Source organism: Corynebacterium sp. MSK071 (genome assembly GCF_030232125.1).
Taxonomy (GTDB): domain Bacteria; phylum Actinomycetota; class Actinomycetes; order Mycobacteriales; family Mycobacteriaceae; genus Corynebacterium; species Corynebacterium kefirresidentii.
In genome coordinates, this window is sequence record NZ_JASPJA010000002.1 from 60,880 (window position 1) to 82,215 (window position 21,336).

Genomic DNA, 21,336 nt, shown 5'->3' on the forward strand with positions numbered 1-21,336 from the left:
GGGGGTTCCGGCGGGGTAAAAGCAAGGGTGATTAGTCCAGATCTGCTTCGAGCTTATCTAGGATCTTCTGCAGATCCTCCTGGCTGCGCTCCACCTCGACGGAGGTGCCGGCGGAGTCTTCATCGACGCCCTCCTGGACGGCGTCGGAGTGCCATAGCTCGGCAAGCTTCTTGATGTCTTCGTTATCGGCGTCCTCCTCGCGAACGGCGAAGACGTTGATGTACGGTTCTGCTTCTTCAGAATTTGGATCGTCTTGGAAGATGGCAGTCTTCGGATCGATGCCGGCGCGCTCCAGGAAGGAGTTATTGATGATGGCTGGCGTGCCCTCGCCGTGCGCGGACGTGGTCTGTGCGGCGTCTACCGGGGTGACCTTGACCTTGGACTTCTTTTCATCAATGTCCAGCGGGGTGGGCTCCAAGTTGTCCTTGTCCTTCAGGGTAAGAAGGCCGGCCTGGACTAGCACGTTAATGGCGCGGGCCTGGTTGGTGGAGTCATTCGGGATGGCGACCTCTTCGCCCTCGATGCCGTCGAGGGAGTCGTGGTCCTTCCAAAACAGTGCTAGCGGCACGATTTCGGTGGCCACGATAGGCACCAGGTTGGTGTCATTGCCGTGGTTGTACTCCGCCAAGAACTTCAGGTGCTGGAAGTTATTGGTATCCAACTCGCCTTGATCCAGAGCCTGGTTCGGGGTGTTGTAGTCCGCGAATGGCTGGATATCAATGTCATAGCCAGCGTTTTTCGCTTCCTGCTCGAATGCTACCCACGCCTTCTTGGCGTCGTCGGTGGTGCCCACCTTGATGGACTTGGAATCATCGGAGGAGCAGGCCACCAAGCTGGTGGAAGCGATAGTTACAGCGGCGGCAGCAGCCACTACGCGACGGATCTGCATGGGGGTTCCCCTTCTTGTAGGAGTTGAAATAATTTGTCTGTTTAGCAACTTAGCAATCAGCGAACCGCTTTGTCTATTGTCGGCATCACGTCTTACGGGGTTGTATAGAACAATGATTCGATATTACGCTGTGCGGGGTGGAATTTAATGGCGGAAAAGCACTGTCGTGGTCGCGGGTGGAGCGCATTCTCTCTGGCCGCGAATCTGCCGCGCCCGTGCCGGTTAATCACCTTCATGGGCCAGCCGATTCTGCTCAGCGCGGCCATTCTGCCGTCCCCTTTGCGGAGTTGCACGCGGTAAGTTCGTATAGCTTTCTCGACGGCGCTGCTGAGCCGGAAGAGCTGGTTGGCCGGGCTGTGGAGCTGGGGCTCGAGGGGCTGGCAATCGTGGACCGCGATGGCTTTTATGGGCTCATGAAATTCGCTGAAGCCGCTGCTAAAGCGAATCTTCCGGCCGTATATGGCGCGGAACTATCGCTCGCGGAAGCGCCGGTGACCGTGTTGGCGCGCACCCCGGAAGGCTATCGCCGTTTATCGCGCCTTATTGCACACGCGCGGATGGAAGCTGGGGAGAAGGATCGGGTGGATTATCCGCCACTAGATGAGGTGGCGCGCGAGTTGGAAGGGGAGTGCTTCTTTCTGGTGGGGCCGGAAGCGTTAGCAGAAATCGATAACCTGCTCGAAAGAATAAAAATAGACAGCATAGTTCTCGAATATTCGTGCAGCATGTCCCCTGAGGATGCGGATCGGCACCGGTTCCTCGATAAATACAATAACCTGCGGGCCATCGCAACCGCACGGCCCGCGGCCGCGACTCGTGATCAGGCTCGGCTCGCCGCCGCCAAGCGCGCCTTGGCTCGCCGCGAATCCCTCGCGGCCGCTGCGCCGCACGCCCACCCCATGGGCGCCGGCTGGCTACGATCCGGCGAGCAGATGGCACAACTTTTACCTGACCGGCCGGAGCTTATTGCGGAAACTGTGCGTCTGGCTCGCGAGTGTTCCTTTACCTGGGATGCGCTTGCCCCGAACCTGCCGCACTTTCCCGTTCCGGAGGGGCATACCGAGATGAGCTGGCTGGAGCATGAGGTCTGGCGCCGTGCCAAGGAGCGTTATGCCTCGCGGCCGGCCGAGATTAAGCAGGCGGCGAAGAAGCAGATTAGGCATGAGCTGGGCGTCATCAAGCAACTGGGCTTTCCCGGCTACTTCCTAATTGTGTGCGACCTGGTGGATTTTTGTCGCCAGGAAAATATTTTGTGCCAGGGCCGCGGCTCGGCCGCTAACTCTGCGGTGTGTTTCGCACTGGGTATTACCAACGCCGAGCCCATCTCCGCGCAGCTGCTTTTTGAGCGCTTCCTTTCCCCGGACCGCGATGGCCCGCCCGATATTGATATTGATATTGAGTCCGGCCGCCGCGAGGAGGTAATCCAGTATGTCTATCGCACCCACGGCCGGGAACGCGCAGCACAGGTGGCCAATGTCATTACCTATCGCCGCAAGGGCGCGACCCGCGATGCCGCCCGCGCGCTGGGGTATCCGCAGGGCTCGGCCGATGCGTGGTCGAAGGGTACCTCCGAGCCGCCTGCCGATGTTTCCTCACTGGCTGAGCAATTCCTCGGCCAGCCCCGCCACCTAGGAATCCACTCCGGCGGCATGGTGCTGTGTGACCGCCCCATCGCGGACGTCGTGCCGATGGAATGGGCCCGCATGGAAAACCGCTCCGTGCTGCAATGGGATAAGGACGATTGTGCGGCCGCCGGCCTAGTGAAATTCGACCTGCTCGGCCTTGGCATGTTGGAGGCGCTGCACCACATGATTGACGCCGTGCGCGCTACCACCGGCCGCGAGGTGCACTTGTGGGAGCTCGACCTCGCCGAGCCGGAAGTCTATGACATGCTCTGCCGCGCCGATGCGGTGGGTGTCTTCCAGGTGGAATCTCGCGCGCAGCTAGCCACGCTGCCGCGCCTGAAGCCGCGCCGCTTCTTTGACCTGGTGGTGGAGGTCGCGCTTATTCGGCCCGGCCCCATCCAAGGCGGGTCCGTGCATCCCTACCTGCGCCGCCGCGATGGCTTGGAGGAGGTCACCTATGACCATCCCGTGTTGGAGAAATCCCTGGGCAAAACCCTGGGCATCCCGCTTTTCCAGGAACAGCTGATGCAGATTGCAGTCGATGCCGCCGGCTTTTCCGGCGCCGAGGCCGATGACCTACGCCGCGCCATGGGGTCGAAACGTTCCCCGGAAAAGATGGACGCGCTGCGCAGCCGTTTTTATGCTGGTCTGCGCGAGACTAATGGCATCGAGGGCGAGGTAGCCGATAAGCTCTGGACCAAAATTGTGGCTTTTGCCGCCTATGGTTTCCCGGAATCGCACTCGCAGTCCTTTGCCTCGCTGGTGTATTTCTCTGCGTGGTTTAAGTATCACTACCCGGCGGAATTCTGCGTGGGCCTGCTGCGCGCGCAGCCGATGGGCTTTTATTCCCCGCAGTCGCTCATCCAAGATGCCCGGCGCCACGGTGTGCGGGTGCTGCCGGTGAGTATCAATGATTCTGGTGCGCAGGCCCGGGCGACAAGGTCGGGCGAGATTCGGTTGGGCCTGAACCTCATCAAGGGGCTGGGGGAGTCTGCCGCCGAGCGCGTGGAGGCGGCCGCGCCTTTTGCTAGCGTGTCCGATCTTTCGCGCCGGGCGGATCTCAGCGTGGAGCAGGTGGAAGCGCTGGCCACGGCTGGAGCATTGGAGTGCTTGGGGCTGGATCGTCGTCAAGCGTTGTGGCAGGCCGGAGTTGCCGCCACCGAGCGCGAGGGAATGCTGCCTGGCACTTCCGCGCTGGCTGCACCGCACCTGCCTGGCATGTCCGCCTTCGAGCTTATGGCTACCGACGTCGCCTCCACCGGCGTGACCCATAACCAGCAGCCCATGGAGCTGGTGCGTGCCTCGCTTGCCGACGTCCTACCTGCTTCCCAACTTCCCCATGTTCCCGATGGCACCCGCGTGTGCATTGCCGGCATTATTACCCACCGCCAGCGCCCGCGTACCGCATCTGGCCTGACCTTTTTGGGTGTGGAGGATGAAACCGGCCTGATGAATGTGATGGTTTCACCTGGATTGTGGTCGCGGCACAAGGTGTTGGCCCGCACCGCCCGCGCAATGATTATTCGAGGCATCGTGCAAAATGCCACCGGGGCGGTCAGCGTGGTCGCGGACAAGCTCGAGCCGCTGGACTTTGGCGAATTCCTCTCCCGCGGCTCCCGCGATTTCCGCTAGTTTCCTCCGCTGCGCAGCTCGTCCGCGTTGAGCTTATTGGCCAATTCCTTGGCTACCGCAAAAGGGATCCACAGCAGTTGGGTATAGATGAGCTTGGCAAAGAAGATGGCGATACTAGCCCCCGAGGTCGCCTCCTCCACTGCAACCTGCTCCGCCCCGAGAAAGCGCAGGCCGAATGCGGTGGTGACGGCGACGAGGAAGAGCACTATAGAAATAACCACTGCGGTCTTAAGTCCTGTGTCGCGGGCGTCGGTATGCAGGCGCAGTTCGTACTCATCCATCTCCGTGGTGGGTGCGTCGAGGTGACGGATGGACTGCCGGAGCGACGTGGTGTAGATGGTGGCCGCGATACCGGCAATCGGCCATAGCAAGTTAGACAAGCTGAGCGTGAAGAAGTGCAGGGCCGCAGCCACGATGGCCAGGCCGAGGAAAATGTCGCCGGCCAGGACAAGGCGCTTGCGGCGAGAAACGGAGGCGGGGATTGGGCTAGCCATTAGGAATTCTTCCTATAGATTTCAGTGGACATGGGAGAAAATTCCTGGCGGGAAAAGATAGCCTCCACGGGGAGATCAAAGACCTCGCAGACGCGGAAAGCTAGGTCCAGGCTGGGCGAGTGGTCGCCGCGCTCAAGCGCGCCGACGGTCTGAGGATTGACGTCGATGGCCTCGGCCAACTGTGCGCGCGACATGTCCCGCTCGGCGCGCAGCACACGAACCCGGTTATAAATGGGTGCGGAGGGCTTCTTCTTTGGGGACATAAGTCAAAGTATTGCATAAACCCAACGACCTGGCAAGGGTTACTACTCGACGCCGAAGATATCCCCTGGCTGGCAGTCCAGTGCCGCGCATAATGCTGCCAGAGTGCTAAAGCGTACGGCCTTGGCCCGATTATTCTTCAGAACGGAGAGATTAACTGGAGTGATGCCGCGCTGGATGGCCCACCAATCGATGTCGAGCTGACGAGGGTACCAATGGTTTTCCGTTAAGGAAACGGTAAGTTGCCCAAGGGCTTCTCCTGATTGTTACTGTCAATAACTATGAGCGAAGAAATGAATCCCGTCTCGCCGCGGCTGGTGACCTCGCGCTATATCCACCATTTGAGCTGGATGTTTCTGCTCGCCGCGGCCGCCGCTGCAGCGGGGTTTTGGTGGACCCCGTGGTTCTACTGGGCGGCCGGCATCTTCGTCGGTCTTTTCTTCTGGCTGCTCTGGCTCATTCCCGCTCAAGTGCGCAATATGGGTTGGCTCGAAACCGACGACGAGCTGCTTATCACCCGCGGCAAGCTCTGGTACACCTTCACCGTCGTGCCCTACGGCCGCATCCAATTCGTCGACGTCACCTCCGGGCCCATCGATCGCGCCCTCGGGCTGAAAAAGCTGCAGCTCCACACGGCTTCGGCCAGCACGGATGCCACCATCAAAGGCCTAGAAGCCCCGCTTGCCGACGCCCTCCGCACCCGCCTTGCCCACCAAGCCCGCGAACGGATGAGCGGCCTATGAGCCCCCAGCCGAGCTTCCGTCGCGTCCACCGCCTTACCCCACTGTTGCGTCTGTGGTCGGTCATCCTGGCCCTCATCGCGGGCTTCGCCCTCAACGCCAACATGGAGGCCCTGCGCGATATCTTTGCCTTTATTACCGGCGAACACCGCGGCGAGGCCTTGCGTGATACCGCCCTTGCCCTCGCCGGTTTCATCGCGGTCTGCGCGGTGGTGTGGCTCGCCTCCGGCCTATGGTGGCGCCGCATGGGTTATCAGCTCGGCGCGGAAGAGCTTTCCCTGCGCCGCGGCCTCTTATCTGTCCAATTGCGCACCGCGCGCTATGACCGCACCCAGGCCGTTGACGTCGTGGAACCCGTCATCGCCCGCCTCTTTCGTCTTGCGGCCGTGCGGGTGGAAACCGCAGGCGGCCAATCATCTGTCATCGAAATCGCCTACCTCAAAAAGTCTGACGCCGAGGCCCTCCGTGATGACATCCTCGCCCGCGTTCACGGCGCTCCCACCTCCCAAACCGAGGCGCCGGCCGAGGAATCGGCTGAAGAAACGGCCGAGGAACCAGCTCTCGTGCCCGAGATCCCCATCGCCCGCTCCCTTATTGCTGCCGCGTTGCGCACGTCCACGCTTTTCCTCGTCGGCTTCCTCATCCTGGTTGTGGTTACGCGGCTGCCGCTCTCGGCCGCGCTGCCCATCCTCGTCGGCGCCCTGCCCAACGCCTGGAACGTGCTCGATTCTTCCTGGCGTTATACCGCCCGCACCGACGGCGAGGTACTCAATATCACCTACGGCCTGGCCGATCGCCGCCGCCAAAGCATTCGCCTTGACCGCATCCACGCCGTGCAGATAACTCAGCCCTTCCTCTGGCGGCCACTAGGCTGGTACGAGGTACGGGTCTCGGTGGCGGGGTATGGGGCGTCGGCAAGCGGAAAGGCTTCTGGTTCCACCCGCATCCTGCCGGTGGGCACCCTCGCCCAAGCCCGGCAATTCCTGCCGGCCGACGCCGCGCCCACCTACGCCTCGCCAGCCCGCGCCAAGTGGGTCTCCCCGCTGGACTACCGCCAACAAACCGTGGCACTTACCGGCGGCTACGTCATAGTGCGCAACGGCCGGCTCAATCGCCGCGTCAAAGCCATCCACACCTCCCATATCCAGGAGCTGACCTACCGCCGCGGGCCGATTTCCCAGGCGCTCGGCCTAGCCACCGTCGGCCTCGACCTAGTCCAGGGCCCGGTACGTATGGACGCGCGCAACCTCACGCTTGCCGACGCCACCGCACTCCTTACCCAGCTACGCTCCCGCCAACTGCCGGAGCTTAAACCGCCCCGTTAAATCCCAATTGGCGCCACGCCTCAAATACGGCCGTCGAGGCCGAATTCGACAAGTTCATTGAGCGCCTGGCCGGCACCATCGGAATGCGCACGTGGTCCGTTACGCGCGGATGATTGATGTGCTCCTCTGGCAGGCCGGTCGGCTCCGTGCCAAAGAGTAGGACATCGCCTTCTTGGTATTCGATATCCGTAAACCACTTATCCGTATGCGTGGTAAAAGCGAAGACGCGCGCGCCCGGCACCGCATCCATGCAGGCCTGGAAGTCCTTGTGAATCTGCACATCGGCCAAATCGTGATAATCCAGACCGGCGCGCTTTAAGTGCTTATCGTCGAAATTGAAACCCAGCGGCTCAATCAGGTGCAGGCTCGCACCCGTCACCGCGGCCGTGCGAATCGCGTTGCCCGTATTAGTAGGGATGACTGGGTTATCAAAGACAATGTGCAGCTGGCTCATGCCTTCAGTCTAGGATGGTGGCTATGAGCGCTACCAAACTAGATGGCACACTGTACCGCGACGAGATTTTTTCCGACCTTGCCCAGCGCGTGTCCGCGCTGAAGGAGAAGGGGATTACCCCTGGCCTGGCGACCGTCCTCGTAGGTGAGGATCCGGGCTCCCAATCCTATGTGAAGATGAAACATCGTGACTGTGAAAAGCTTGGCATCAACTCCATCCGCAAGGACCTGCCGGCCGATATCACCCAGGAAGAACTAGAAGCCGTCATCGATGAGCTCAACGCCGATGATGCCTGCACCGGCTACATCGTCCAGTTGCCGCTGCCTAAGCACCTGGATGAAAACGCCATCCTCGAGCGCATTGACCCCGCCAAGGATGCCGATGGCCTGCACCCAGTCAACCTGGGCAAGCTCGTGCTCAACGAGGAGGCGCCCTTGCCGTGCACCCCGAACGGCTGCCTGCATCTGCTGCGCCGCTTCGGCGTCGAGCTCAACGGCGCCAAGACCGTGGTCATCGGCCGTGGTGTTACCGTAGGCCGCCCCATCGGCCTGATGCTTACCCGCCGCAGCGAGAACTCCACCGTCACGCTGTGCCACACCGGCACCAAGGACTTGGCCGCTGAGACCCGCGAGGCCGATATCGTCATTGCCGCCGCCGGCCAGCCCCACATGCTCACCGCGGACATGATTAAGGAAGGCGCCGCGCTTCTCGACGTCGGAGTCTCCCGCGTCGACGGCAAGCTCACCGGCGACATTCACCCAGATTGCTGGGATAAGGCCGGGTTCGTCTCTCCGAACCCAGGTGGCGTCGGCCCGCTGACCCGTGCCTTCCTGGTACGCAATATCGTCGAACGCGCGGAAAAGTTGGCGTGAATCTAGATAATCCGCACGACGCCGAGCTCGCGCCCTCCCCACTGCCGCCTGCCGCGCAGTGGGCAGCAATTGGCATCTTCGTGGCCGGCGTGGTTATCTCCGGCGGCTATGCTGTCTTCGAATACTGGCGCCGGGCCACGTTCCTCCTCGGCCTGGCCTTGCTGTGGCTCACCGTGGTCCGACTGACGTGTGATTCCAGCCGCGTCGGCGTGCTGGCCGTACGCTCGCGCCGCTTTGACGCCTGCTTTACCGGCTTAGTCGGCGCCGTGATGGCCTTTCTGGCCTTTTCTGTGGACGCGCTCGGTAGCTAGTTATCCACAGGTTTTTGTAGAGCCTTCACCTAACTCGGCCCGAAAGGGTGTGGTTCGGGCGGTTATCCACAGGCTCTGGGCCACCACCGCGCGCCGTTATGCACGGCCGGCTTAGGTTCGGTGCCATGATTTCGAACTACCTGGCTGCCGTGAACTCCCCGATGGTGCTCATCGAGGAGTGCGTTGGGCTGTCGGTAGAAGAGCTCGTCGATAAGGGCTTTAGTGATCGCGAGGCCGCCGAGTTTGCCCGCCTGGCCGATACTTACTTCGGCCGCACCGCCTTTGGTGCTAAACAGCGCGCCGCCCGCCGCACTTCGCTGCCGCTCGACGCGCTGAAAATTATCGAGCACTTCGCACAGAAGATGAAAACCCAGCGGGCGGCCTGGGCATTGCGCGAGGAACTATGTGCCCTGCGCCTTTCCACCAGCGAAATTGATAAGCACGCCCGTCGCCTAGTGCGCGAGGAGCGTACCACCAAGCGCTCCGAAGGCGTGCGCCTGACCCGCCGCCGCGATGACCTGTGGACCCTGACAATTACCGCCGAGTCCGAGTTGGTTGCAGAAATTAATAACCACGTCTCCACCGTCGCCGATGCTCGTCGCGTCTTTGCCGAGGGCGCCTCTACCTCCACAATCACCACCAATGTGGTGCTCAACCTGAATGAGATGGTGAAGGTCACCCACGGCGAGGACGTCACCTTGCAGCTGACCAACGGCGCCCAGATATCTGGTGCGGATCTTGTCCGCCGCGCGCTTGCCGACGTCGGCCTTATCACCCTCATTCACCCCGTCACCGGCCCCGTCAACCTTTATCAATCGCGGCGCTTGGCTACATGGAAGCAACGCCAAATGGCGATGGCAGAAAACCCGGTGTGCCCGTGGCCCGACTGCCACACGCCGGCGGATGAATGCCAAGTCCACCATCTCACCCCGTGGCTGCTCGGCGGCGATACGAATCCCGAAAACCTCACCATCGCGTGCAAGTATCACAATGCTGTGAACGACGATGACCCGAATGCGCCGCCGCGTCGCGGCCGGCTCGAGCGCCGTCCTAGAGAAGGCATCGTGTGGCGCCCGCCTTGGGCGAAGCCACCCGACGATCGCTGAGCCGCTTCGTCCCTTCGCCGCCCCAGCGCAGCGCATAGTGCGCGCTGCGCGGCTTTGGCGATCCTTGCTGCCGCGAGTTTTTTAAATCGAGTACTCGGTGGGATCGCCTGCCGCTGCATCAATGCGTGGGTCCGGCTGGGAAAGTCTAAGGAAGTTGCGCAGTTTGCGATCCATTTGGCGTGACTCGGTAAGGAAGGCGTCGTGGCCTACCGGGGAGACCACCTTGGCCATAGCCAATAGATTTCCCAGATTGCGCGAGATATGTTCTTGCTGGTGATACGGGTACAAGATGTCCGTGTCTACTCCTACGACCATTGTAGGTACCTTGGATGATCCCAGCGCGCGGTTGAGCCCACCGCGGTCACGGCCGATATCGTGGCGGTTGAGCGCCTCGGTGAGAGTGACATAGGAGCCGGCATCGAAGCGGTCGGCCAGCTTGATTCCTTGGTAATCCAGGTAGGAGTTAACGGCAAAGCGATTATCGCGGCGACGGTAAGGCCCGAGCGGGTTCTCGCCGGTCTGTGCATGAACGCCGAAGCGCTCGTCAATTTCTTGTTCGCCGCGGTAGGTCAGGTGCGCAATGCGGCGCGCGGCCGCCAGCCCCTCGCGCGGGCGCTGGGCGGAAGCGTAATAATCGCCGCCGTGCCAGAACGAATCTTGCTCGATGGCCGCGATTTGCGCCGACTGGATGCCAATCTGCCAAGCAGAGGCGCGGGCCGAAACGGCAATGACGCAGGCTGCGTCGAGGAAATCGGGGTGCATCAGTGTCCACTCCAGCGTGCGCGCGCCACCCATTGAGCCGCCGATGACGGCATGCACGTGGGTGATGCCAAGTTCATGCAAAGCGGCACGCTCGGCCGCAACGAGGTCGCGCACGGAAAGCGCGGGAAAACGCGAACCCCAAGCACGGCCATCGTCTGGGTGCGGAGAAGCCGGGCCGGTAGAGCCTGCGCAGCCGCCCAGTGCATTGGTAGCGATAATGCACCACTTCGTCGTATCCAGCGCCTTGCCGGGGCCTACTAGGTCGGCCCACCACTCGGCCACATTCGAGTCCCCGGTTAGCGCGTGTTCGACCAGGATGACGTTATTGGCCCCATGCGGATCGCCGAGAAGGTGGCCGAAGCGGTGGTAGGCAATGTGGGCGTCGGCAAGCGTGGCGCCGGCTTCGGTGTGGAAATCGCCGATGCTAACTAGCTTCATACCAGCGCGTTAAAGCCCAGCTCGAGGTCCGCGATGATGTCATCGATGTACTCGATGCCCACGGACAGGCGGATAGTGGATTGAGTAATGCCGGCCGCTGCCAGCGCAGGTTCATCGGATTGCGAGTGCGTGGTGGTTGCCGGATGCACGGCCAGGGAGCGGGTATCGCCGATATTGGCGAGGTTGGAGTGGAGCTTGAGGGCGTCGATAAACGCCCAGGCTTCTTCGCGGCCGCCGTCGATGTCGAAGGAGAGCACGGAGCCGGTATAGGCATAGCCGAGCTTTTCCTTGGTGGCCTTATACGGCGAGGAGTCGAGGCCGGCGTAGTTGACCTTGGTGACCTTGGCGTGGCCTTCCAGGTACTCGGCGACGGCTTGGGCGTTGGCATTGTGCTTTTCGACGCGCAGCCCCACCGTCTCAATTCCATTCAGCGTCAGCCAGGCGTTGAAGGGGGAGATGGCGGCGCCGGTATCGCGCAGCAGGCCGGCGCGGGCCTTGAGCGCGAAGGCCGAAGCGCCGAGGTCGGCGTATTTGAGTCCGTGGTAGGCCTCATCCGGGGTGACGAAGTAGGGGAATACGGGCTCGCCGTTGCGGGTGACGGTCCAGTCGAAGGAGCCGCCGTCGATAATCGCGCCGCCGACGGCCGAGCCATTGCCGGTATAGAACTTGGTGGTGGAGACCACGACGATGTCCGCGCCGAGGTCCAGCGGCCGGGCGAGGGCGGCGGTGGCGATGGTGTTATCCACGATGAGCGGGACCTGGTTATTGTGGGCAACCTCGGCGATGGCGGGAATATCAAGGACATCAGCCACGGGGTTGCCGAAGGTCTCGCCATAGAATGCCTTGGTATTTGGCTGAACGGCGTCTTGCCAGGAGGCCGGGTCGTCCGGGTCCTCGACGAGGGTGACGTCGATGCCTAGGCGCTTGAGCGTGACGGTAAAGAGGGTGGAGGTGCCGCCGTAGAGACGCGGGGAAGTCACGATGTGGTCGCCGGCCGAGGCGAGGTTCAAAATGGCCGCGGTTTCGGCGGCCTGGCCGGAAGCGAAGGCAACGGCCGCGACGCCGCCCTCGAGGGAAGCGAGGCGTTCTTCCAGCGCGTCCTGGGTGGGGTTGGTCAGGCGGGTGTAGATGGGGCCGGCGTCGGAAAGATTAAAGCGGTTGGCCGCGTGCTCGGCATCGTTAAAAACGTAGGAGGTGGTCTGGTAAATCGGCACATTGCGGGCGTTGTGGTGCCCGTCGAGGTTTTGGCCTGCGTGTACAGAGCGGGTAGCGAAGGACCAGTTGGAATTGGAGTTATCGTATTTCGTCGTCATGCTTGGCAAGACTAGACCAAGCGGTATATATAGCGAACGATTTTGTGGAAACGCGCTGGCAGCCGTGAGAATAAAAATAGACCAAGCGGTCGGTGTGGAGCTTGGTCTGGTGGGGTGTCTTTCTTAGCTGCGGCGGTCGTGTTCCTCGAGCTGATTAGCAATGCGGCTAGTATTCGCGCGGGTGTCATTGCTATTGCGCACGAGCTTGACCACGAGGGCGATAATTCCAGCGAGGATAAGGACGAAAACGAGGATGAGAAGGAGCTCAATCGGACCTAAAGACATCTATTACCTTTCGTTTATAAACGTGGGCTTTACGGTATCACCCCTGTAAAGCCGCCGCGACTGCAGAAAGGCTTTCGCGTAGCTCGGTATCGCTGAGGTGGCCGAAGCCGAGTACGACGCCGTCTTCAGCTTCGGCCCCGCCCCAATAATCGCGCAGCGGGGTGAGTTTGATGCCGCGGGCGGCGGCGCGGGGGACAACGGCCGGGTCGCACAGTAGGACCGCGTGGAGTCCACCGTGGATGGGAAGGAGCTGGGTGCCATCAATGGAGCCAAGCGCTTCGGCCACTAGGTTGCGGCGGCGTTTATAGGTGCGGCGCATGCGGCCGGTGTGGCGTCGTAAAGCGCCGCTGGCAAGGTAGTGGGCGAGCGCGGCCTGGGGGATGGAGCCGACGGGTTGGCCGAAGATATCGCGCACACGGTCCACGGCCGGGCGCAAGCGTGGCGGGAGGACGAGGTAACCGCATGCAATCGAGGGGGAAATGACGGAGGAAAAAGTCCCGAGTAGCACGGTGTGTTCTGGGGCGAGCGCGGCCAGGGCGGGAAGTGGCTGGCCGACGTAGCGCAGCTCGGAGTCGAAGTCGTCCTCGATGAGGAGGGCGTCATGTGCGCGGGCCCATTCGACGAGCTCTGCGCGCCGGGCTGCAGGCAGGGAGCCGCCGTAGGGATATTGATGGCTGGGGGTGACGATGAGGGCGTCGAGGTCGGCGGTGGGAACAGTGACGCCGTCGCGGCCGGTGGGGATTTCCAGCAGCGTGTGGCCGAGGGCCTGGGGGACTCGGCGCAGGCTAGGGTAGCCGGGTGATTCCACGCCCACACGTAGCTGGCGGCCGAGGGCGCGCAGGAGTACCGAAAGGCCATCGCGGGCACCGGCTGTGATGAGGATGCGGGTTGGGTCGACGTTAAGCCCGCGCATGTGGCGCAGGTGCGCGGCGACCTCGCGGGGAAGGTCGCCGGAGGGGTCGACGGCCGCAGCGCGCCACGCGGCCCTCCATTCAGGGGTGAGGATTCCCGCGGTGTCGGGCAGTCCGGGCGTCAGTGACACCAGCTCGGGCTCGGCGGCCGGTATGGGGGCCGGCTCCGGGCGCGGGGCGCGGGCGTGGGGGAGCAGCGGGTTGATGACGGTGCCGGAGCCAACCTCGGCCGTAAGGTATCCCTCGGCCGTGAGTTGCTCGTAGGCGGTGACTACGCTGCCTCGGGAAACGCCGAGCTGCGAAGCCAAGTTGCGGGTCGAGGGAACGCGCTCGCCGGGCCGGAGGACGCCGGCGGCAACCTGGGTGCGCAGGGCCGCGGCGATTTGCACGGGCAGCGGCCGCGTATCAGAGGGAACGAGGCGGAGAGGCACTCCTTCATCATAAGTGGTCTAATCCAACACGCTGAAAATGGCTCTTGTCTTGTACCAATTGTGTGGGCCACTATGTGACCTATGACTGAACAGGTAAATGAACAAGGACGCGCCACTACGCGCGTGAAGCGAGGACTAGCCGATATGTTGAAAGGCGGCGTCATCATGGACGTCGTCACGCCGGAGCAGGCGCGCATCGCGGAGGATGCGGGTGCGTCGGCAGTCATGGCGCTCGAGCGCGTGCCGGCCGATATCCGTGCGCAGGGCGGGGTGGCCCGCATGTCGGACCCAGAACTAATTGAGGGCATCGTCGAGGCGGTGGACATCCCGGTCATGGCCAAGGCCCGCATCGGCCACTTTGTGGAGGCTCAGATCCTCGGCGAGCTGGGTGTGGACTTCATCGATGAGTCCGAGGTGCTCAGCCCGGCCGATTATGTCAACCACATCAATAAGTGGGACTTCGACGTGCCATTCGTGTGTGGCGCGACCAACCTGGGTGAGGCGCTGCGCCGCATCACCGAGGGTGCGGCCATGATTCGTTCCAAGGGCGAGGCCGGCACGGGCGATGTCTCGGAGGCCGTGAAGCACCTGCGCACGATTAAGGCCGAGATTGCCCGCCTGCGCCACCTGGATCGCGATGAGCTCTACGTCGCGGCCAAGGAGCTGCAGGCGCCGTACGACCTGGTCGCAGAGGTTGCGGAGACCGGCAAGCTCCCGGTTGTGCTTTTTGTTGCCGGTGGCGTGGCCACGCCTGCCGACGCCGCCCTTGTCCGCCAGATGGGCGCCGAAGGTGTCTTTGTCGGCTCGGGCATCTTCAAGTCCGGCGAGCCCGCCAAGCGTGCGGAGGCCATCGTCAAGGCGGCGACCCTCTACGACCAGCCCGCCGAACTAGCCAAGCTCTCCCGCGGCCTGGGCGAGGCCATGGTGGGCATCAATGTCAACGACGTGCCCGCGCCGCACCGCCTGGCTGAGCGCGGATGGTAGCCACCGTTGGGGTGCTGGCGCTGCAGGGCGGCGTCGAGGAGCACCTGCGCATTCTTGATGAGCTCGGTGTTGCTACTCGCCGGGTGCGGGTGCCGCGGGACCTGGACGGGCTCGACGGGCTGGTGATTCCGGGCGGCGAGTCGAGTGTCATCGACAAGCTGGCGCGCAGCTTCGATCTGGCCGAGCCGCTGCGCGACGCCGCAGCTGCAGGCCTGCCCGTGCTCGCGACCTGCGCTGGGCTCATCTACTGTGCCCGCGAGCTCGATAACCCCGCGCCGGGCCAGCAGACCTTGGGCCTGCTGGATGTGACGGTGCGGCGCAATGCCTTTGGCAACCAGCGTTTTTCCGCCGAGCGGACAGTGGACGTGGTCGTTGCTAAAGACCAGTCGCTGCCGATTGAGGCGAGCTTTATCCGCGCACCGCTGGTCACCCGCGTAGGCGAGGGCGTCGAGGTCATCGCGACGGCGCCGGGCGAGGACGGCGACGCGGTGGTCGGTGTGCGCCAAGGCCGCGTGACGGCGCTGAGCTTTCACCCAGAAGAAAATGGCGACGCTCGCGTGCACGCCGCCTGGCTCGATAGCTTCTAAATCTGCGCGCATACCAAAGCCGCCCCGCAGCGAATTGATGAACGCTGCGGGGCGGCTTTTGCCTGGGAAGAATTACTTCTTCAGTCCGTCAATGATCTCGTTGAACCTAGCAACTGGGCGCATGACGGCAGAGGTCTTCTCGTCATTTGGCCAGTAGTAGCCGCCGAGGTCGGCGGGGCTGCCCTGGGCGTCTACAAGCGCCTGGGCGATCTCGTCTGCCTGGGAGGACAGCTGGGAAGCCACGTCCTTGAAGGCTGCGGCGAGATCGGCATCATCGGTCTGGTTAGCCAGCTCTTCGGCCCAGAAGGTGGCCAGGAAGAAGTGGGAACCGCGGTTGTCGATTTCGCCTACCTTGCGGGACGGGGACTTGCCCTCATTGAGTAGGCGCTCGGTGGCCTTGTCCAAGGTAGCGGCTAGGACGCCGGCTTTCTCGTTGCCGTTGGTCTGCTTTTCGTGGCGGAAGGACTCGGCCAGGGCCAGGAACTCGCCGAGGGAATCCCAGCGCAGGTGGTTTTCTTCTTCTACCTGCTGGACGTGCTTCGGGGCGGAGCCGCCGGCACCGGTCTCGAAGAGGCCGCCACCTGCCATGAGTGGAACCACAGATAGCATCTTGGCGGAGGTGCCCAGCTCGAGGATGGGGAAGAGGTCCGTGTTGTAGTCACGCAGCACGTTGCCGGTAACGGAGATGGTGTCCTCGCCGCGGCGGATGCGCTCGATGGAGGTCTTGGTAGCGGTTACCGGGTCCTCGATGGAGATGTCTAGGCCCTCGGTGTCGTGGTCCTTAAGGTACTTCTCCACTAGGGACTTGATGTTGCGGTCGTGGCCGCGCTCTGGGTCGAGCCAGAAGATGGTCTTCATGCCGGACAGGCGAGCGCGGTTGACGGCGAGCTTGACCCAGTCCTGGATCGGGGCATCCTTGGTCTGGCAGGCGCGCCAGATATCGCCTTCCTCCACGTCGTGGGAGATGAGGACCTCGCCCTGGGAGTTGCGAACCTCAACAGTGCCCGCGGCCGGGATCTTGAAGGTCTTATTGTGGGAGCCGTACTCCTCGGCCTTCTGCGCCATCAGGCCAACGTTCGGCACGGTACCCATGGTGGTCGGGTCGAAGGCACCATTTTCCTTGCAGTCCTCGATAACAGCCTGGTACACGCCAGCGTAGGAGGAATCCGGAATGACGGCGAGGGTGTCCTGCTCCTCGTCGTTCTTATTCCACATGTGGCCGGAGGTACGGATCATGGCGGGCATGGAGGCGTCAATAATGACGTCGGAAGGCACGTGCAGGTTGGTGATGCCCTTGTGGGAGTTGACCATGGCAAGGTCGGGGCCGTCGGAAAGCGCGGCATCGAAAGCGGCCTTGATTTCTTCGCCATTGTCCAGGTTCTTCAGGCCCTCGTAGATAGCGCCCAAGCCGTTCTCGCCGTTGAGGCCGGCAGCCAGCAGCTCCTCGCCATACTTGTCATATACATCAGCAAAGAAAGCGCGGACGACGTGGCCGAAGAGGATGGGGTCAGAGACCTTCATCATGGTGGCCTTCAGATGGGTGGAAAAGAGCACGCCCTCTTCCTTGGCGCGCTTGACCTGTGCGATGAGGAACTCATCCAGAGCCTTGGCGGACATGAAGGTGCCGTCGATGACCTCGCCCTTGAGAACCGGCAACTCCGGCAGCAGGGTCTGCTCGCCGTCGGCGGTCTTAAGGACGATGGACAAGGTGTCCTCGTTTTCCAGGATGACGGACTTTTCATTGTGGCGGAAGTCGTTGTCCGCCATGGTGGCAACGTTGGTCTTGGAGTCCTTGGACCACTCACCCATGCGGTGCGGGTGCTTCTTGACAAAGTTCTTCACGGCCTCCGGTGCGCGGCGGTCGGAGTTGCCCTCACGCAGCACCGGGTTAACAGCGGAGCCCTTGACGGAATCGTAGCGGGTAGCGATGTCCTTTTCTTCCTCGGTGGAAGGGTTATCCGGGTAATCAGGCAGGTCGTAGCCGGCAGCCTGCAGCTCCGCGATGGCCTTCTTCAGCTGCACCAGGGAAGCGGAAATATTCGGCAGCTTGATGATATTTGCTTCCGGAGTCTTGGCCATCTTGCCCAGCTCTGCCAAGGCGTCTTCGACCTTCTGCTCTTCGGTCAGGCGCTCTGGGAACTGCGCGGCGATGCGGGCGGCCAGCGAAATATCTCGGGTTTCTACGTCAATGCCCGCAGTAGAAGCGAAGGCCTCCACGATGGGCTTGAGGGAGTAGGTCGCCAGCAGCGGCGCCTCATCGGTACGGGTCCACGTAATCTTTGCCATGATTCTCCTAATTAACGTTGGAAAATTGCTCAAGTGCCCAGAATACCGATTTTGTGGGCGGCATGTGGGCCAGTTTGCTGATAGTGATCCCCCATTTGTTCCCCTTGAAAAGGGTTGCGTGGCTAGCATCACCCACTGGCTGGCGGGGTGGAGATATTCACGGCCTCCCGCTGCGGGCATGCTGCAGATAAACGCGGGGTGTACCCTCACTCTCCATGAAAATCATCGACGAGCTAAGCCCGCGCAGCGCCCATGAACCCCGCATTCGGCGTCGTCCGTTGCCTTTACAAACGGAGATTACCGCTGGTCGCCGCGCTATTGTCATGGTGGCGATGGCGCTTGGTGCCTTTGCCATTGGCACTACGGAGTTCGTGTCGATGGGCCTGCTGCCGCTTATCGCGGATGATTTTGGCATTTCGGAAGAAAACGCCTCGACTCTCATCACCATTTACGCGATGGGCGTGGTGGTCGGTGCCCCGCTGATTGCGGCCTTTACCGGCAAGCTCCCACGCCGTCGCTTGATCCTGCTGCTCATTGGATTCCTCGTGGTGGGAAACCTGCTATCGGTGGTGGCACCGAATTACGCCATCCTCATGGTGGCGCGCTTCATTGCGGGTATGCCGCACGGTGCTTATTTCTCCGTGGCGAACCTTTCGGCCGCATCCATGGCGCCTCCAGGCGGCCGCGGCAAGGCCATGGCCTACGTAGGCATGGGTCTGGCCATCGCCACGGTCATTGGGGTGCCGGCCGCGCAGGCGCTTGGCTCCGCGTTAGGCTGGCAGGCGGCCTACCTTGTGGTTGTGGCGCTGGGCATTATCACCGCCATTGCGTTGTTTTTCCTGATGCCGCACATGACGGAGATGAAGCAGACCGATATCCGCACGGAGTTCGGGGCGTTTAAAAACAGCCAGGTGTGGTTCACCGTCATCATGGGCGTGGTGGGCTTCGGCGGTATGTTCTCCGTCTATACCTATATTTCCTGGACCATGACCGAGGTCGCCGGCATGGATCAGAGCCTCATCTGGGTGGTGCTCATGGCCTATGGCATCGGCATGACCATCGGCAATGCCTTCGGCGGCTGGCTGGCGGACCGCAACCTGGAGTTTGGCATCATCTTTGCCTTGGCCTGCCTTATCGTTATCCTTACCGCTTTTTACTTCCTCTCTGGACACGCCATCCCGGCCACGATTTGCTTTGGCTGCGTGGCATTTATGGGCTCGACTCTGGTGCCTTCGCTGCAGCTGCGCTTGGTGCATGTGGCTGGCGACGCCCAGACTTTGGCCGCCGCGCTCAATCAGTCCGCGCTGAACATTGCGAATGCAGCGGGCGCGACCATTGGCGGTGCCGTCGTGGGTGCTGGCTTGGGCTACTCCGCTCCGGCACTGGCGGGTGCTGGCCTGGCGGCTGCGGGTTGCCTGGTGTGGGCTGCGACGATGTGGGATAAAAAGCGTCTTGCTCGCCATTCATAAGCGGACCGATATGCTGTTGGCATGACCCTTACCATCGCGAGCGTTAACGTCAACGGAATCCGCGCTGCGTGCAAGCAGCGCAATGAAAATAACCCCGGCATGAATGCCTGGTTAGAAGAGACTTCAGCCGATATCGTGCTCATGCAAGAGGTGCGCGCTACCCCGCAGCAGGCCGAAAAGGCCTTGGCCCCGGCCCTGGAGGCGGGCTGGCATTTGGCTCTTGCCGACGCCGCCGCAAAAGGCCGCGCCGGCGTGGGCATTTTGTCTCGCACCCCGCTTGCCGACGTCGAAGTGGGCTTCGGCTCCTTTAGCGACGCCGGCCGCTGGGTTGCGGCCACCACCCGCGATATCCGCGTCGCTTCTCTGTACCTGCCTTCCGGTGATACGGATTCGCCGAAGTTGGATGAAAAGTACCGCTTCTTGGACGAGTTCCAAGACATTCTGGCGGATAACGCGGCGCGCACCAATCCCGATGGCAGCCCGGCCGAAATGGTGATCGGCGGCGATTGGAATATCTGCCACCGCGCCCAGGACCTAAAGAATAATAAGGCCAATGAAAAGAAGGCCGGCCACCTGCCCGAAGAGCGCGCCTTCATGGACCATGTCTTTGGGGCGTTCCCGGATGATGAGCCGCAGGAAAAGAAGAACCTGGGGCAATGGCAGGGCGTCGTCGACTACGCCGGCGGCGAGCCGTGGGCCCCAACCACAGAGCCACAGTGGTTCGACGTAGCCCGTCGCCTCCATCCGGACGAAGACGGACCCTATACCTGGTGGACCTACCGCGGCCAGGCCTTTAATAACAACGCCGGGTGGCGCATCGATTACCAGGCGGCTACCCGCCCGATGCTGGAGCGCGCGCAGCGCACCTGGGTGGAAAAGGCCCCCACCGTGGAGCAGCGCTGGTCCGACCATTCCCCACTAGTGGTGGAGTACAGCTGATGACGCCACTATTTAGCGTCCTTTATGTAGTCGGCATTACGGCCGAGTCCATGACTGCCGCATTATCCGCTGGACGCCAAAAACTCGACCTATTTGGTGTCACCATGATCGCCTCCATGACTGCGCTAGGCGGCGGCACGGTGCGCGATATGATCCTCGATGATCCTCCATTTACTTGGGTAGAACACCCCATTTATCTGGTGATTGTCATCGTGGCAGCAGTGGTGACGGTGGGCATGTCCTTCCTTATGCACTACTTCCGCCATCTCTTCCTCATCTTGGATGCCCTAGGGCTCGCGGTCTTTTCGGTGCTGGGCACCCAAATCGCAGTCCACCTGGGCCACGGGTTCATTATTGCCTCGGTGTCTGCGGTGATTTCCGGCGTCTTTGGTGGCGTGCTGCGTGACCTGCTGTCAGATCGCATTCCGCTGGTCTTTTCCGGCGAGTTCTACGCCGCTATCTCGGTGCTGGCCGCGGTGCTCTTTATGACGCTCTACCACGGCGGTCTGGCCGAGGAACCGGCCGCGATCATCACCGCCTCTGTGTGTTTCATTGCCCGCTTGGCTGCGATTTACTTCAAGAAAGGCCTGCCCGTCTTTGAATATCGCGATGCCGAACAGCAGATGGACCCGCGCCTGCGGTTGTCCGCGCGCATCGTGCGCGATGGCGCCCGCAAAGCCAAGCGCAAGGCAGGCGCGGCCACGCGTTACGCCAGCCCCATCACGCGTCCGTTGACTAGGCCTTTAAGCCGCCCGTTTAAGAACAAGACACGAGCTTTTTCTACTGCGGCAGAGGGGGCGGACTACGACGATGTTTCCAGCAACCGCATCGCGCGCCGCCCGAAGCAACAATCGATTACCCGGCCGAGTGGCCGGCACTCGCCAGGGGCGAGGGGAGTAAACGTGGAGCAGCAGTGGAGCTTCAATAAGGGGGACGTCGGCAAGCGCAAGGCGCCTAAACACAAGCAGTAGTGCTACCATAGGCAGGTCAAAAAAATCAGTAATCTGCAACGGAGAAAGTTCATGGCTCGCGCAATTATTTCTTTCGTCCTCGGCGCTGTAATCCTCGGCCTGAGCATTTGGTGGTGGACCATTGTTGGTCCGTCCTTCGCTTTCCTCGGCCCCATCGTGCTCATGGGCGTAGGTGGCGCGCTGATGGTTTCCGGTTGGGCCATCCTGATGGACGTGGTCAGCCCCACCTCCCGCAAGATTTAAAATCTTTG

The 21,336-nt window shown here is 62.1% G+C and carries 22 protein-coding genes; 12 read left to right on the forward strand and 10 right to left on the reverse strand.

Features of this window, described 5'->3' with window-relative positions; genetic code table 11:
• Nucleotides 1–31 precede the first annotated feature (31 nt).
• Nucleotides 32–889: a MetQ/NlpA family ABC transporter substrate-binding protein gene (locus QP990_RS01675; RefSeq protein WP_023020642.1), complete on the reverse strand. Its 858-nt coding sequence runs from the start codon at nt 887–889 to the stop codon at nt 32–34.
• A 137-nt stretch (nt 890–1,026) separates the two neighbouring features.
• Here QP990_RS01675 and QP990_RS01680 point away from each other — a divergent pair, with 137 nt between their 5' ends.
• Nucleotides 1,027–4,146, forward strand: coding sequence for an error-prone DNA polymerase (locus QP990_RS01680; RefSeq protein ID WP_023020643.1), 3,120 nt, complete (start codon nt 1,027–1,029; stop codon nt 4,144–4,146).
• Here the strand turns inward: QP990_RS01680 and QP990_RS01685 are convergent.
• The 3 genes from QP990_RS01685 to QP990_RS01695 are packed head-to-tail and all read right to left on the reverse strand — an operon-like array spanning nt 4,143 to nt 5,095.
• Nucleotides 4,143–4,640, reverse strand: coding sequence for a hypothetical protein (locus QP990_RS01685; protein ID WP_023020644.1), 498 nt, complete (start codon nt 4,638–4,640; stop codon nt 4,143–4,145). The two genes, QP990_RS01680 and QP990_RS01685, sit on opposite strands and share 4 nt — an antisense overlap.
• Nucleotides 4,640–4,903, reverse strand: coding sequence for a helix-turn-helix transcriptional regulator (locus QP990_RS01690; RefSeq protein WP_023020645.1), 264 nt, complete (start codon nt 4,901–4,903; stop codon nt 4,640–4,642). The genes QP990_RS01685 and QP990_RS01690 overlap by 1 nt, the downstream gene beginning before the upstream one ends.
• Before the next feature lie 42 nt (nt 4,904–4,945).
• Nucleotides 4,946–5,095: a helix-turn-helix transcriptional regulator gene (locus QP990_RS01695; RefSeq protein ID WP_080972300.1), complete on the reverse strand. Its 150-nt coding sequence runs from the start codon at nt 5,093–5,095 to the stop codon at nt 4,946–4,948.
• 87 nt (nt 5,096–5,182) lie between these two features.
• Between QP990_RS01695 and QP990_RS01700 the strand changes: the two genes are divergently transcribed.
• The gene (locus tag QP990_RS01700; protein ID WP_084278972.1) at nt 5,183–5,644 is read left to right on the forward strand and encodes a PH domain-containing protein; all 462 of its coding nucleotides are present in this window, start codon (nt 5,183–5,185) and stop codon (nt 5,642–5,644) included.
• Nucleotides 5,641–6,966: a PH domain-containing protein gene (locus QP990_RS01705; protein WP_023027814.1), complete on the forward strand. Its 1,326-nt coding sequence runs from the start codon at nt 5,641–5,643 to the stop codon at nt 6,964–6,966. Before QP990_RS01700 ends, QP990_RS01705 begins: the two co-directional genes overlap by 4 nt.
• Here QP990_RS01705 and QP990_RS01710 read toward each other — a convergent pair.
• Nucleotides 6,950–7,420, reverse strand: coding sequence for a tRNA (cytidine(34)-2'-O)-methyltransferase (locus QP990_RS01710; protein WP_023020648.1), 471 nt, complete (start codon nt 7,418–7,420; stop codon nt 6,950–6,952). The two genes, QP990_RS01705 and QP990_RS01710, sit on opposite strands and share 17 nt — an antisense overlap.
• A gap of 23 nt (nt 7,421–7,443) precedes the next feature.
• On the opposite strand from QP990_RS01710, the gene QP990_RS01715 reads away from it, so the two are divergent.
• From QP990_RS01715 to QP990_RS01725, 3 genes are all read left to right on the forward strand, one after another.
• Entirely contained in the window at nt 7,444–8,292 is an 849-nt protein-coding gene (locus QP990_RS01715; protein WP_023020649.1) for a bifunctional methylenetetrahydrofolate dehydrogenase/methenyltetrahydrofolate cyclohydrolase, read from the forward strand.
• A complete protein-coding gene (locus QP990_RS01720; RefSeq protein WP_023020650.1) occupies nt 8,289–8,603 on the forward strand; it encodes a DUF3017 domain-containing protein in 315 nt (104 codons plus the stop codon). The genes QP990_RS01715 and QP990_RS01720 overlap by 4 nt, the downstream gene beginning before the upstream one ends.
• 125 nt (nt 8,604–8,728) lie before the next feature.
• The gene (locus QP990_RS01725) at nt 8,729–9,709 is read left to right on the forward strand and encodes an HNH endonuclease signature motif containing protein (RefSeq protein WP_023020651.1); all 981 of its coding nucleotides are present in this window, start codon (nt 8,729–8,731) and stop codon (nt 9,707–9,709) included.
• Between the two features lie 81 nt (nt 9,710–9,790).
• On the opposite strand, the gene QP990_RS01730 is transcribed toward QP990_RS01725, so the two are convergent.
• From QP990_RS01730 to QP990_RS01745, 4 genes are all read right to left on the reverse strand, one after another.
• On the reverse strand, nt 9,791–10,909 hold the full coding sequence (locus tag QP990_RS01730) for a homoserine O-acetyltransferase (protein ID WP_284798135.1): 1,119 nt from the start codon (nt 10,907–10,909) through the stop codon (nt 9,791–9,793).
• Complete coding sequence (locus QP990_RS01735; RefSeq protein WP_023020653.1) at nt 10,906–12,222, reverse strand: O-acetylhomoserine/O-acetylserine sulfhydrylase; 1,317 nt, start codon at nt 12,220–12,222, stop codon at nt 10,906–10,908. The genes QP990_RS01730 and QP990_RS01735 overlap by 4 nt, the downstream gene beginning before the upstream one ends.
• Nucleotides 12,223–12,345: 123 nt before the next feature.
• Nucleotides 12,346–12,507: a hypothetical protein gene (locus QP990_RS01740; protein ID WP_023020654.1), complete on the reverse strand. Its 162-nt coding sequence runs from the start codon at nt 12,505–12,507 to the stop codon at nt 12,346–12,348.
• A 37-nt stretch (nt 12,508–12,544) separates the two neighbouring features.
• Nucleotides 12,545–13,849, reverse strand: a complete 1,305-nt coding sequence (locus tag QP990_RS01745) for a PLP-dependent aminotransferase family protein (protein WP_284798138.1) — start codon at nt 13,847–13,849, stop codon at nt 12,545–12,547.
• A gap of 81 nt (nt 13,850–13,930) precedes the next feature.
• Here QP990_RS01745 and pdxS point away from each other — a divergent pair, with 81 nt between their 5' ends.
• On the forward strand, nt 13,931–14,833 hold the full coding sequence (pdxS, locus tag QP990_RS01750; RefSeq protein ID WP_023020656.1) for a pyridoxal 5'-phosphate synthase lyase subunit PdxS: 903 nt from the start codon (nt 13,931–13,933) through the stop codon (nt 14,831–14,833).
• Nucleotides 14,827–15,420: a pyridoxal 5'-phosphate synthase glutaminase subunit PdxT gene (gene pdxT / locus QP990_RS01755; RefSeq protein WP_023020657.1), complete on the forward strand. Its 594-nt coding sequence runs from the start codon at nt 14,827–14,829 to the stop codon at nt 15,418–15,420. The genes pdxS and pdxT overlap by 7 nt, the downstream gene beginning before the upstream one ends.
• 72 nt (nt 15,421–15,492) lie before the next feature.
• On the opposite strand, the gene QP990_RS01760 is transcribed toward pdxT, so the two are convergent.
• Nucleotides 15,493–17,706 (reverse strand): NADP-dependent isocitrate dehydrogenase, encoded by a 2,214-nt coding sequence (locus QP990_RS01760; protein WP_023020658.1) that lies wholly within the window; start codon nt 17,704–17,706, stop codon nt 15,493–15,495.
• Between the two features lie 215 nt (nt 17,707–17,921).
• Here QP990_RS01760 and QP990_RS01765 point away from each other — a divergent pair, with 215 nt between their 5' ends.
• Genes QP990_RS01765 through QP990_RS01780 form a run of 4 tightly spaced genes read left to right on the forward strand, consistent with a single transcriptional unit; the run spans nt 17,922 to nt 21,328 of the window.
• Nucleotides 17,922–19,175: an MFS transporter gene (locus tag QP990_RS01765; RefSeq protein ID WP_023027815.1), complete on the forward strand. Its 1,254-nt coding sequence runs from the start codon at nt 17,922–17,924 to the stop codon at nt 19,173–19,175.
• A 21-nt stretch (nt 19,176–19,196) separates the two neighbouring features.
• Entirely contained in the window at nt 19,197–20,114 is a 918-nt protein-coding gene (locus QP990_RS01770; RefSeq protein WP_023020660.1) for an exodeoxyribonuclease III, read from the forward strand.
• The gene (locus QP990_RS01775; RefSeq protein WP_023020661.1) at nt 20,114–21,085 is read left to right on the forward strand and encodes a trimeric intracellular cation channel family protein; all 972 of its coding nucleotides are present in this window, start codon (nt 20,114–20,116) and stop codon (nt 21,083–21,085) included. The genes QP990_RS01770 and QP990_RS01775 overlap by 1 nt, the downstream gene beginning before the upstream one ends.
• A gap of 51 nt (nt 21,086–21,136) precedes the next feature.
• The gene (locus QP990_RS01780) at nt 21,137–21,328 is read left to right on the forward strand and encodes a hypothetical protein (protein ID WP_023020662.1); all 192 of its coding nucleotides are present in this window, start codon (nt 21,137–21,139) and stop codon (nt 21,326–21,328) included.
• Nucleotides 21,329–21,336: the final 8 nt, after the last annotated feature.